Source organism: Flavobacterium sp. Flavsp81 (assembly GCF_059491325.1).
On sequence record NZ_CP168505.1, the window covers coordinates 4,651,048 to 4,664,395 of the forward strand.

Below are 13,348 nucleotides of genomic sequence, written 5' to 3' on the forward strand. Positions count from 1 at the left end.
AGGAGATAAACATGGCAAAATTACCTGTTTCAGCAGAAAATATTATAAAACATTTTGGACCACATAAAAATTATAGTCCCAAGGAAGGGTTTGAAGGAAGAGATGAACCAGATGAATTGGTAAAAACACATTGTTGTTTTTGTGGAATGCAGTGTGGTATTCAATTGTCGGTAAAAGACAACAAAGTAGTCGGTTTTGAACCCTGGATGGAATTTCCATTCAACGAAGGAAGATTGTGTCCAAAAGGAGTACAGCGTTATTTACAAAATAATCATCCGGACAGACTTTTAAGTCCATTAAAAAGGGTAGAAGGGCAAGGATTTGTTCCAACATCCTGGGATGACGCGATGAGTAAAACGGTTTCGGAAATTAAAAGAATTCAAGAGAAATATGGAAACGATGCGTTTTCAGTTCTTTCCGGAGTTTCGCTGACCAATGAAAAAAGTTATTTGATGGGTAAATTTGCCCGTGTAGCTTTGAAAACTAAAAATTTAGATTATAATGGACGTTTATGCATGGTAAGTGCAGGAGCGGGAAATAAAAAAGCATTTGGTCTCGACCGGGGCTCTAATAATTATTCGGATTTAGAATATGCCGAAGTGATTATTGTGGCCGGAGCTAACATTAGTGAGACTTTTCCAACATTAACACACTGGATTTGGAAAGCCAGAGACAGAGGAGCCAAATTGATTGTAATTGATCCAAGAATGATTCCATTGGCCAGAACAGCTGACCTTTATTTAGATGTGAGACCGGGAACAGATTCAGCTTTGTATGGTGCAATGTTAAAATATTTGGCGGATCACGATATGCTCGATCACGATTTTATTGATAATCACACTTCCGGATTCCAGGAAACCTTAGATGCCGTAAAAGACAATACGCTGGAATGGGCAGAAGAGATTACCGGAATCAAGAAAGAAAAAATAAAAGAAGCTGCCGAATTATGGGGTAAAGCCAAAACGAGTTTTTTACTTCATGCCCGAGGAATAGAACATCATTCTAAAGGTGTTGATAATGTTTTGGGATGTATTAATTTAGTTTTGGCAACAGGAAGAATTGGCAAGCCATACTGTGGCTATGCTACTATTACCGGACAAGGAAACGGACAGGGAGGCAGGGAACACGGTCATAAATGTGACCAGTTACCAGGAAACAGGGATATAGAAAATCCGGAACATCGCAAATATATTTCAGAAGTTTGGGGTATTAATGAGAAAGATCTGCCAGGAAAAGGTTTATCTGCTTACGAAATAATCGAAGCCATTCATAGGGGAGAAATAAAAGGGTTGCTGTCTATTTGCTTCAATCCGTTGGTTTCTTTGCCGAATAGTAATTATGTTCGTGAAGCTTTGGAAAAACTGGAATTTTATGTTTGTATTGACTTTTTCCTAAATGAAACTGCCCGCCATGCTGATATCGTTTTAGCGGGTTCTTTGCAGGAAGAAGAAGAGGGTACAACTACCTCGGCCGAAGGACGTGTCATCCGTATTCGTCAGGCTGTTACTCCTCCGGGGGATGCCAGAACAGATACTTCGATTATTTTAGAATTAGCGAAACGTTTGGGGGTAAAAGATAAGTTTACGTATGAAAACAGCGAAGCTGTTTTTAACGAATTACGTGTTGCTTCCAAAGGAGGAACTGCTGATTATTATGGAATTACCTACCAAAGAATTGAAGATGAAATGGGGGTTTTTTGGCCATGTCCAGAAATAGGACATCCCGGAACACCTCGTTTGTGGGAAGATAAAAAATTTAAAACACCGGACGGAAAAGCTCATTTTAATCCGGCGCCATATAAGCTTCCGGGTGAAGTAACGGATGCTGAATATCCGGTAATTTTAACTACAGGACGCGTGGTTTCACAATATTTAAGCGGAACACAGACCCGTAGAATTGGAAAATTAGTAGATCAGTATCCGGAACCACTATTGGAAATTCATCCGAATTTAGCCAAACAATACGGAATTAAACAAAGAGAATTAATTCGTGTTTCAACCAGAAGAGGAGAAGGGATCTTTCCGGCCAATATTGTAGAAACCATTAGAGAAGATACTGTATTTATTCCGTATCACTGGTCTGGAAAAAAATCAGCAAACCAATTGACACCGGGAACATTAGATCCGATTTCTAAAATACCGGAATTCAAGGTTTGTGCCTGCCATTTGGAACCACTCAATGAAATAGCACCGCCTTCAAGCGAATCAATGGCGTATGCAAGTGTTTAATCTATTTAAGAATTAATAAAAAATGAACTATACCAGTTTCAATAAAAACGAAGAATTTTTTGTAGATATGCAACGCTGCATTGGCTGTAAAGCCTGTGAATTGGCTTGTTCCGAATGCGAAACCAACGGTCAGGAATCCATGATTCATGTTAATTACGTCGATCGTGCTACTACAGTACAAACAACAGTACAGGTATGTATGCATTGTGATGATCCTGTGTGTGCCAACGTTTGTCCTGCTGATGCCATATCTAAAGATGAATTCGGAATCGTTCATACAGCAAATACAGAGCGTTGCATAGGATGTTCTAATTGTGTAATGGCTTGTCCTTTTGGCGTGCCGAAGAAAGAAGAGAATTACGATTTGATGATGAAATGTACTATGTGTTACGACAGGACCAGTGTAGGTAAAAAACCAATGTGTGCCACAGTTTGCCCAAGTGGAGCTTTGTTTTATGGGACGAGAGAGGAAATTCAGGAAATGCGCCCAAATAGTACACCGGTAAATTCTTTTATTTTTGGGAAAGAAGTAGTGAATACCAAAGTTAATATTATGATGCCAAAAGGCAGTAACGAATTAATAATCTATTAGCGGATAAATTGATGTCGAAAGAAGATAATTTAAATAAAAACTGGAAGAAAGATTTTCCAATTGAGAAGCAACAAGCCACCAATGTAAGTCGTAGGGATTTTGCTAAATTCCTGACTTTAGTTTCCGGTGGATTGATGGTTGGCAGTGGCTTGGTAGCGGTTAAAGCGCATCTTTTCCCTAAAGAAGAAGTGTTAGGAGAGCATTTTGTATGTAAAAAAGAAGAAGTTCCTGTAGGTGGTACACGTGCTTTTGTTATAGAAGGAAGTACAATTCCTTATATATTAATTCATCTGGAAACCGGGGAGTTTAAAGCATATGAACAGAAATGCACTCATCTTTCCTGTTCCGTTTTTTACAAGCCGGGCACTGGTATAATTCACTGTCCGTGCCACGAAGGCTCTTTTGATGCTAAAACGGGAGATGTTATTGCAGGACCGCCGCCAAGAGCATTACCTAAATTAGATGTTTTTTTTAAAGAAAACGATATTTATGTAAAAGCTGCAACACAAGAAGAAAAATTAGGATAAATCAGTAAAATAAATCAGTATGAGTAATTTTAGAAGAAGTCAGAATCAATCTAATCCAAATAAACTGAATGCAATACTTTCTACCTTAATTTTTATACTAATCCTGAATGTAACTATTCAGATTTGGTTGTTGTATGCTTCTTTGAATAATGCTTTAGATAATAATAAAGAAATTCTTATTCCGGCTTTTATAGCTTCCCTGATCTTGTTTTTGATAGGTTTTAGCCTGATGTATTATTTACCGACAGGAAATAATAGTAATAAGAAGTAAATTTTAAATAAATAGTCTATGAGTTTAACTGCAGGCAATAAAATCACCTTCTTTTCAACCCAGCCTTACGACAAAGTTTTTTTTAATAAATATAATGATGAGTTTGGTTTTGAGCTGGATTTTTATGAAACGCAGCTCAATCCGCAGACGGTTATTTTAATCGAAAATGCTACAGTCGTATGTGTTTTTGTAAATGATATTGTCAATGAAGCTGTCATCAAACAATTGGCAGAAAAAAAAGTAAAAATTATCGCGTTACGTTGCGCCGGATTTAACAATGTCGATTTAGAGGCAGCCAAAAAATACAATTTAAGAGTCTGCCGTGTTCCCGCTTATTCACCTCAGGCAGTTGCAGAGCATGCAATGGCGATGATTCTAACTTTAAACAGAAAAACCCACAAAGCATACAATAGAGTCCGGGAACAAAATTTCTCCTTAAACGGATTATTAGGGTTTGATTTATTCGGAAAAACAATCGGAATTATCGGCACAGGAAATATCGGGAAAGCTTTTGCTAAAATTGTTTTAGGGTTTGGATGTAAAGTCCTGGCATACGATATTGTTACAAATCTGGAAATGGAAAAAGACGGAGTCGAATTTGTATCCCTTGAAACAATCTTTAAATCAAGTGATATTGTTTCACTCCATTGCCCGTTAAATGAGCAAACCAAGCACATCATCAACGAAAAATCAATTGCTTTGATGAAAGAACACGTCATGATTATCAATACGAGCAGAGGAGGATTAATTGAAACTGCCTGTGTTATTGAAGGTTTAAAAGAAGGTAAAATTGGTTATCTCGGAATCGATGTCTATGAACAGGAAGACAAACTGTTTTTCAAAGATTTATCAGAAGATATTATTCAGGACGATGCTATTCAGCGATTGATGAGTTTTCCGAATGTTCTGGTCACAGCACATCAGGCTTTTTTTACCACGGAAGCCTTAACGCAGATTGCTTTGGTGACTTTTGGTAATATAAAATCTTTATTGACAGAGAATGATATTGAGAATAAGGGGGCTTTATTGGTTTAGAAAACTTAGTTTTTGTTTCAATTATTAGTAAATTTAAATAATACAAATTATAAAAATAAAAATTATGAAGAGTAAAATTTTAATTCCAATAATAATCCTGGCATTATATTCCTGTCAAAACAAAGAAAACCAGCATCAAAAAATATTATCAAAATAATTGCCGAAGATACGTTATCCAAAACAGTTGCAGGCACAGCAGATTTGAGCGAAGTTCCAGCTAAAAATGATAAAAGAGTTGAATTGATTAGAAAACAACTCCAGGTTTTGCTGAAAAAAGATTTGCCAGTGATAACAAAGGACCAACGTTTCTTTTATTATGAAGCTTACGATTTGAATGATGATAAGAAAAACGAATATTTTGTAGGTTTCTCTAATTCCTATTTCTGCGGAAGCGGTGGCTGTTCCGGTTATATTCTGAATAATGACGGAAGTTTAATCAACTCATTTACCGTAACTGATTTTCCAATTTTTATTGGAATCACTTCGTCTGAAAATTTTAAGGATCTTATTTTTAAAAGTGGAAATACATTACATTCTCTAAAAATGAAAAACGGAAAATATCCATCAAACCCATCCGTTCAGGAAAAAAGGAAAGAAGATATTCCTAAAGAGTCACCAGTTATTTTGGATATACAGGCTAAGAAATTGGAAAAGTATTCGTTTTAGAGTTATAAAATAAAAAAAAAAACAATAGCCCGACAGGTTTTAAAACCTGTCGGGCTATATTTATAATAAGATAAGATTTAAAACTATCCCACCAATTCAACCATCTTAAAATCACCTTCAACAGCAACCTTAGTCAAACCATGTTTAGATAAATTTTTCATAGACGCATCCCATTTTTTACCACTTAAATTAGCAGTAATTTTTAATTGCGTTAAATCCATTTTATTTTCATTTCCTTTCAATAAATCCACGATAAATTTTTCTTCATCAGTCAATTCAATCTGAACCTGTTTTTTCTCCGGACGCATTTGCGGGAACAATAATACTTCCTGAATTGATGCATTATTCGTTAAATACATAATCAGACGATCCATTCCAATTCCCATTCCGGATGTTGGAGGCATTCCGTATTCAAGAGCTCTTAAGAAGTCTTCATCGATGATTCCGTTTGCTTCATCATCACCTTTTTCAGACAAACGCATTTGGTCTTCAAAACGCTCTCTTTGATCAATCGGGTCATTCAATTCCGAATACGCATTTGCAATTTCCTTACCGCAAACCATTAATTCAAAACGCTCTGTAAGTTCAGGATTATCACGGTGTTCTTTACACAAAGGAGACATTTCTTTAGGATAATCCGTTATGAAAGTCGGCTGAATATAATTTCCTTCACATTTAGCTCCAAAAATTTCATCAATCAGTTTTCCCTTCCCCATTGTTTTATCAACGTCGATTCCCATTCCTCTGGCAGCTTCAAACAATTCGTCTTCGCTTTTTCCGGAAATATCAAAACCGGTAAAATGTTTGATCGAATCCGTCATGGTAACACGAGCATAAGGCGCCTTAAAGTTGATTTTGTGCTCGCCAAAAGTAACCTCGCTTGTTCCGTTTACGGCAATCGCACAATGCTCAAGCAAACCTTCAGCAAATTCCATCATCCAGTTGTAGTCTTTGTAGGCTACATATATTTCCATAGCGGTAAATTCAGGATTATGTGTTCTGTCCATTCCTTCATTTCTAAAGTTTTTGGAGAACTCATAAACACCATCAAAACCACCAACAATTAATCTTTTCAAATACAATTCGTTCGCAATACGCATGTAAAGCGGAATATCAAGCGAATTATGATGCGTGATAAAAGGTCTCGCCGAAGCACCACCTGCAATTGGCTGCAAAACAGGAGTTTCAACCTCAAGATAACCAGCATCGTTAAAATAGCCGCGCATAGCAGTAAACAGCTTCGTACGCTTGATAAAAGTTTCCTTTACGCTTTGGTTCACCGTTAAATCTACATAACGCATTCTGTAACGCAATTCAGCATCATTAAAAGCATCGTGCACATTTCCGTCCTCATCTACTTTTGGTAAAGGCAGCGGACGTAAAGTTTTACTCAAAAAAGTAAATCCGTCAACACGAATACATTGCGCACCTACTTTAGTCGTAAACAATTCACCTTCAATACCAATAAAATCTCCTAAATCGGTCAGTTTTTTAAAGACCTGATTGTATAACGTTTTATCATCACCTTCACACAAAACATCACGATTAACGTATAATTGGATACGCCCCTCGCTATCCTGCAATTCAGCAAAACAAGCTTTTCCCTGATCTCTCACACTCATCAAACGTCCGGCAACAATCACCTTCTTACCTTCCTCAAAAGACTCCTTAATTTGCTTTGAAGTATGATTTACAGGAAAAAGATTAGCAGGATAAGGATTGATTCCTAAGTTGCGTAAGTTTTGAAGTTTCTCTCTTCGGATGATTTCTTGTTCAGATAAGGCCATTATATACTGTTTTTTAAGTGCGCAAAGATAAAGAAAAGAATGTAGATTTCAGAATACAGATTTTAGATTTTTTGAAGCAGAAATTTACGGCATTTCAATGACCTTTAGTCCCGCTATTCACTTGTATCTTTTTTGCAAAAAAAAGCAAAAAAGGATACCGCTTCTATCGGGGCTGGATTAGAAATTTTAGTTTTCAAAAGGCCTTTTGGTTGATGGTGTTTATAAAATCTGCATATTGTAGGGACGCATTAAAATCCAGCCCTACAATATGCTTTATTCCTATGGAACTCTTTCGGCAAAATTCCGGAGGAATAATTTATTTTGTAGCAACGGATTTCAATCTGTTGAGATAAACAAATAAAATCTGCAAAATCTGAGTGCAATTCTAAATGCTAAGAATTAAATTAAACAAATAACCAATTAAACATTTTAAAATAGACTCCGTATCTTTGAGAAAAAATTAACCATGATGAAATTATATAAATTACTTAGTTTTTCTTTTTTATTGGCAATATTTACAAGCTGCACTTTTACTGAAAATATTTATGTAAACGATAACGGAACCGGGAAATTTTCTGTTGATATGGATGGTTCTTCCTTAATGGCAATGGCCGGAGACCAAATAGGAAACCAGATGTTAGCTGAAGGAAAGAAAGATATTGATTCGACATTTACCTTTAAACAGATATTGGAAGAAAAAAAAGACAGTATAGCCAAGCTTTCCCCTGAAACTCAGAAAGAACTTAAAAAACTCGAAAATATAGTGGTCCATACCAAAATGAGTACTGAAAAGAAAGAGTTCCTAATGACTCTTTCAAACAACTTTAAAAATGTAAACGAATTACAGGATCTATTGCAAACGCTGAATACTTTGCAAAAATTAGAACAAGGCACCAGCGCTTCGACTCCTTTTGGGGGTGATTTTATGAATAATAACAGTAAATTGAGTTATTCTTATGATGCAAAGAAATTTATTAGAAAGGCAGTAGTAGACCAGCAAAAAATGGCTGAAAAAGCCAAAGATACAGCAGCAGATATGTCTAAGATGATTTTTGCATCGTCAAATTATATCCTGAAATATCATTTTCCAAAAAAGATCAAAAAAGTATCTAATCCAGGTGCTTTGTTTAGTGAAGACAGAAAAACAATTACAATTCAATACCCATTTACGGATTATATGGAGAATCCGGACAAGTTCAATTTAGAAGTTGAGTTTGAAAAATAATAAAAATGAATAAAAAAATTCAGCTTCAGGATTTAGGCCAGAAAGATTATAAAGCAACCTGGGAATATCAGGAGAAACTTTTTGCAGCTATTGTTGACTTAAAAATAAAAAACAGAAGGGAGGAACTCGATTTGCCAACTCCAAATTATCTGTTGTTTGTTGAGCATCCGCATGTTTATACTTTGGGTAAAAGTGGTGATCTTGAAAACTTGCTTTTAAACGAAAAACAGCTTGAAGCCAAAGGCGCGGCTTTTTATAAAATTAATCGTGGCGGCGATATCACATATCACGGGCCAGGGCAAATTGTGGGATATCCGATTTTAGACTTAGAAAATTTCTTTACTGACATTCATAAATATTTACGTTTTCTGGAAGAATCTATTATTTTGACATTAGCTGAGTATGGTTTGGAATGTGGCAGAAGTGAAGGAGAAACCGGAGTCTGGCTTGGTGCCGGAACACCCTTTGCACGAAAAATTTGTGCGCTTGGTGTACGTGCATCACGATGGGTAACCATGCATGGATTTGCCTTAAATGTGAATGTGAATTTGGGTTATTTTGATAATATTATTCCATGTGGAATTCGCGGTAAAGGTGTTACCTCTTTAAACGTAGAATTAGGTGTAGAAAAAGTTGATGAGGATGAAGTGAAAGCTAAAATCTTAAAACATATGACCAGTTTATTTGAAGCCGAATTTGTTTGATTTTTTAGATGATATAAATGTTTGACGAAAAGTATAAATATATAAATTTCAGTTTTAGAACAAAAAAGACTTATCAATTTGATAAGTCTTTTTTGTTTAAAAATCTAATTCGAATTGTTCCGGTAAAAGCCTGAAACTCATTCGGTGATATTTTGTAGTGCCATATTTTCTGATGGCATCACGATGTTCCCTGGTTGGATATCCTTTGTTTTGTTTCCAGTTGTACATGGGAAATTCTTTATGTATTTCATTCATGAATTCATCACGATACGTCTTTGCCAAAACAGAAGCTGCGGCAATACTCAAAAATTTTGAATCCCCCTTGATAATACTTTGATTTGGGATCGATTTTAGTAATTCTATTTCGGATAGGGAAAATTGTTTTCCAAAATTGTTTTTCAGGCCTAGTTTTGCATTTAATAACCTATTGCCGTCAACAATTATAAATTCAGGCTGCTGTTTTAATTTTAAAATACATTCCTGCATTCCTTTCATAGAAGCATTCAGGATATTTATTTCGTCAATTTCATCCGGATACAAATGTGTTACGGCAAAACAAACGGCATTTTCTTCAATAATTGGCTTTAAAAACTCTCTTGTTTTTTCGGATAGCTGTTTACTGTCATTTAAATCAGAATGTTCAAAATGAGCAGGTAAAATTACAGCTGCAGCCGTAACTGGTCCAGCCAGACAACCACGTCCGGCTTCATCAGTCCCGGTTTCGAAAACATATCCTGAAAAATTTTTTTGAAGCATTTGGTAAAATATACTTTTTTTTGCAAATATTAAAAATATTTTTTTAAAAATTATTATTGCATTTGTGATTATTTTTAAATGTGTGATTTTTTTTGATTTTTTAATAAATTATTAACTATTTATTTGGTTTATGAATAGCTTTTGATTGTTTTTGTTTTGAAAGTATTAAAATGTACAATTGTTTAAAACTTAAAAATTTAACTGTTTTTTGAGAATTGCATTTTAATTACAAGTTAAAAATATAGATTACTAAACCAATGTTAAAGTATTATTAAATTTAATACGAATATCGTATTAAATTTATTTGTTATATTAAGAAATAATTAAGAAGTTTGTTTCATACTAATTCAAAATATATTAAAATGAAATTAAAATTAAAATGGATTTGCACGCTATTAGTGGCTTTATCTATGCAGTTTTCTTTTGCTCAGGAGAGAACTGTTTCGGGAGTAGTGTCAGATGGTTCAATGGCTATTCCAGGTGTGAATGTTCTGGTTAAAGGAACTAAAACAAGTACACAGACTGATTTTGACGGTGGATATTCCATAAAAGCAAAAACAGGAGATGTCTTAATATTTTCATATGTTGGAATGGAAGATAAACAAGTTTCTGTTGGTGCATCAGATAAGCTGAATGTAACAATGGAATCCGGGGTTAAATCTTTAGATGAAGTTGTTGTAGTTGCTTATGGTACACAGAAACAAAAAGCAATTGTAGGTTCCGTAGTATCTATTGGAGCAGAGGTTTTAGAGAAACAATTAGCTACAAGTGTATTAACTAGTTTGCAAGGTAGTGTTGCAGGGGTTAATATTATTGCTGCAAGTGGTATGCCTGGAGAAAATCCAACTATTCGTATTAGAGGTATAAATTCTATTAATGCGGCGGCAGATCCTTTGATTATTTTAGATGGTGCTCCTTTTGCAGGAAACTTAAATTCTATTAGTTCAGATCAAGTAGAGTCTATTAACGTTTTAAAAGATGCTTCTTCTACTGCCTTATATGGTTCTAGAGGATCTAATGGAGTTATTGTGATTACAACTAAAAGAGGTAAATTAAATTCAGCTCCAAAAGTTTCATTTTCTACTGTATTAGGTTTTTCAAGCAATGCAGTAAAATTGCATAGCATGCTTGATTCTGATACTTATATGAAATACAGCTGGGAAGGATTAAGAAATGCGAATCAGTATGTAAGCGGGCAAACAGCTGCTGTTGCTGGACAAAATGCATCAAATAATTTAATAGCTTCACTAGGTTATAATCCATATACTGTGGCTAAACCAGTAGATGCTTCTGGAAATTTAGTTACGACTGAAAAAAATTGGGATACAGATTGGGCTTCTTTAATTTTGAATGATGCAGCGGTTAGAAAAGAGCATTCATTTGCAATTAATGGTGGTAGTGAAAATACAAAGTATGCTTTTTCAACAAATTACTTGTCTCAAGAAGGTAATGTGGTTACTTCAAAATTTGATCGTGTTACTACACGTTTGAGTATTGATTCAAAAATCAACAATTGGTTTACTACTGGTATTACTGCATTTTACTCTACTTCTAAACAAAATTACCCTTCTCAAAGTGGTTCAAGTTATCAAAGTGCGATTCAATGGATTTATAATGTTCCATCTATCTATCCAGTATATAGAAGAGATGATAATGGTGCTTTAATAAAAGATGGATCAGGTAATAACATATTTGATTATGGGGCAAATGTTGGTCAAGCAGTAAATGGCACACGTCCTACATTTAATAATGAAAATGCTTATGGTTCTTTGTATAAATATGATACAAAATACAATAGAGACAATTTTACTGCAAATGCTTATATGCAATTTACAATAGCTAAAGATTTGACTTTTAAAACAAATTTAGCATATGATAAATATTTGTATGACGATTATGACTATGCAAGTAATGAAGTAGGCTATGCTGCAAGTGTTGGTGGTAGGGTCACTCAAAATAGAGATATTACTACTGCTACGAACTTCATAAATACGTTGAGTTATAAAAAATCTTTTGGTAATCATAACCTGGGCGCTGATTTAATTCAAGAAGCTTATAATTTTAAAATAGATGTTCTGGGGGCACAAGGTGAAGGATTTTTGCCTGGAGTAAAAGTATTAGGTGGAAAAACATCTCCTACTGATGTGTCAGGATACATCAATGAAGATAGAATTTCTAGTTACCTTGGTCGTTTGACATATAACTACAATGAAAAATACTTCTTAGAAGGCTCATTCCGTAGAGATGGTTCTAGTCGTTTTGCTGAAGATGTTAGATGGGGTAACTTTTATGCAGTAGGAGGTTCTTGGTTAGTATCTGAGGAAAACTTCTTGAAAAACGTTGATGCTATTAATTATTTAAAATTGAAAGCTTCTTATGGTGAGTTAGGAAACCAAAGAATTCAAAATACAGATGGTTCTGATAATTATTTCCCTTATATTCAAAATTATGAAACAGGTTGGCCTGAATTAGATAATCCAGGTGTGATTTTAGGTAATGTGGTTGATAGAAATCTTAAGTGGGAAAAAACAGGATCTGCAAACGTTGGTTTAGAATTTGGTTTATTCAAAAATAGAATTTCTGGAACTGTTGATTACTATAATAAAAATTCTGTAGATTTAATATTGAAGCAACCATTACCAACATCTACTGGTAGTCCAACAGGTGGTGTATTAACAAATGTTGGTTCGCTTAGAAATTATGGTTGGGAGTTTTCTTTGAGTTCAAAAAATATTACAACAAATGATTTTTTATGGACGACAAGTTTAAATTTCTCACTAGATAAAAGTAAAGTTACTTCACTTACCCAAGAAAGTTTCGTAAATGGTAACAAAAGATGGGAAGTAGGTCGTTCTATATATGAATTTTATGTTCAAGAATGGGCAGGTGTAGATCCTGATACTGGATATGGTATGTGGTACAAAGATGTTTTAGGAACAGATGGTACTCCTACAGGGGAAAAAACTACTACAAAAGTATATTCTGAAGCTTCAAGACATTATGTAGGTCAAAGTTCTTTGCCTGATGTAATAGGTGGATTGACGAACTATTTTAGATACAAAGCATTTGATCTTAATGTTTTATTCAATTTTAGTTATGGTGCATCGGTTTATGATAGCACATATGCTTCATTGATGGATGGTTTTAAAACACCAGGAAGAGCTGCTTCTGCAGATTTAGAAAATCGTTGGCAAAATCCAGGGGACAACACTAATGTTCCATTATTATTGACATCAAATAATGATTTCACAAGCCAATCTACACGTTTTTTATTCAAAAACGATTATATAAGATTAAAAGCATTGAACTTTGGTTATAATTTACCTAGCAGTCTTTTAAATAAATTGAGTGTTTCTAAATTGAGATTGTATTTCCAAGGAGATAATTTATGGACATACCAAACTCATAAAGGAATTGATCCAGAGCAAAGTTTATCTGGTGCAACAAACAGTAGATCGTACAACCAAAAAATTGTTTCATTTGGTCTTAATTTAGAATTCTAAAAAAAATTATGAGTTTTTGTTTTTTTAGTTTTTTAAGCAAACTACTAAAAAGAC

Annotated in this window: 11 protein-coding genes; 9 read left to right on the forward strand and 2 right to left on the reverse strand. The window is 34.5% G+C overall.

The window, feature by feature from the left end; translation table 11 throughout:
• Nucleotides 1–11: 11 nt before the first annotated feature.
• From ACEN92_RS19550 to ACEN92_RS19575, 6 genes are all read left to right on the forward strand, one after another.
• Nucleotides 12–2,228, forward strand: a complete 2,217-nt coding sequence (locus tag ACEN92_RS19550) for a molybdopterin oxidoreductase family protein (protein ID WP_495639992.1) — start codon at nucleotides 12–14, stop codon at nucleotides 2,226–2,228.
• A gap of 22 nt (nucleotides 2,229–2,250) precedes the next feature.
• Nucleotides 2,251–2,820: a 4Fe-4S dicluster domain-containing protein gene (locus tag ACEN92_RS19555; protein WP_495639993.1), complete on the forward strand. Its 570-nt coding sequence runs from the start codon at nucleotides 2,251–2,253 to the stop codon at nucleotides 2,818–2,820.
• 11 nt (nucleotides 2,821–2,831) lie between these two features.
• Nucleotides 2,832–3,347: a Rieske (2Fe-2S) protein gene (locus tag ACEN92_RS19560; RefSeq protein WP_495639994.1), complete on the forward strand. Its 516-nt coding sequence runs from the start codon at nucleotides 2,832–2,834 to the stop codon at nucleotides 3,345–3,347.
• Nucleotides 3,348–3,366: 19 nt separating this feature from the next.
• Nucleotides 3,367–3,618, forward strand: coding sequence for a DUF6755 family protein (locus ACEN92_RS19565; protein ID WP_495639995.1), 252 nt, complete (start codon nucleotides 3,367–3,369; stop codon nucleotides 3,616–3,618).
• 18 nt (nucleotides 3,619–3,636) lie between these two features.
• Nucleotides 3,637–4,653, forward strand: a complete 1,017-nt coding sequence (locus ACEN92_RS19570) for a 2-hydroxyacid dehydrogenase (RefSeq protein ID WP_495639996.1) — start codon at nucleotides 3,637–3,639, stop codon at nucleotides 4,651–4,653.
• Between the two features lie 285 nt (nucleotides 4,654–4,938).
• The gene (locus tag ACEN92_RS19575; protein ID WP_495639997.1) at nucleotides 4,939–5,319 is read left to right on the forward strand and encodes a hypothetical protein; all 381 of its coding nucleotides are present in this window, start codon (nucleotides 4,939–4,941) and stop codon (nucleotides 5,317–5,319) included.
• An 83-nt stretch (nucleotides 5,320–5,402) separates the two neighbouring features.
• Here the strand turns inward: ACEN92_RS19575 and lysS are convergent, their stop codons facing one another.
• Nucleotides 5,403–7,106, reverse strand: a complete 1,704-nt coding sequence (gene lysS, locus ACEN92_RS19580) for a lysine--tRNA ligase (protein ID WP_495639998.1) — start codon at nucleotides 7,104–7,106, stop codon at nucleotides 5,403–5,405.
• A 466-nt stretch (nucleotides 7,107–7,572) separates the two neighbouring features.
• On the opposite strand from lysS, the gene ACEN92_RS19585 reads away from it, so the two are divergent.
• On the forward strand, nucleotides 7,573–8,331 hold the full coding sequence (locus ACEN92_RS19585) for a hypothetical protein (RefSeq protein ID WP_495639999.1): 759 nt from the start codon (nucleotides 7,573–7,575) through the stop codon (nucleotides 8,329–8,331).
• A 5-nt stretch (nucleotides 8,332–8,336) separates the two neighbouring features.
• Nucleotides 8,337–9,035, forward strand: a complete 699-nt coding sequence (gene lipB, locus ACEN92_RS19590) for a lipoyl(octanoyl) transferase LipB (RefSeq protein WP_495640000.1) — start codon at nucleotides 8,337–8,339, stop codon at nucleotides 9,033–9,035.
• A 96-nt stretch (nucleotides 9,036–9,131) separates the two neighbouring features.
• Here the strand turns inward: lipB and rnhB are convergent, their stop codons facing one another.
• Nucleotides 9,132–9,791 carry a ribonuclease HII gene (gene rnhB, locus ACEN92_RS19595; protein WP_495640001.1) on the reverse strand — a complete coding sequence of 220 codons (660 nt, stop codon included), beginning with the start codon at nucleotides 9,789–9,791 and terminating at the stop codon, nucleotides 9,132–9,134.
• 362 nt (nucleotides 9,792–10,153) lie between these two features.
• Here rnhB and ACEN92_RS19600 point away from each other — a divergent pair, with 362 nt between their 5' ends.
• Nucleotides 10,154–13,294 (forward strand): SusC/RagA family TonB-linked outer membrane protein, encoded by a 3,141-nt coding sequence (locus tag ACEN92_RS19600; protein ID WP_495640002.1) that lies wholly within the window; start codon nucleotides 10,154–10,156, stop codon nucleotides 13,292–13,294.
• Nucleotides 13,295–13,348 lie beyond the last annotated feature (54 nt).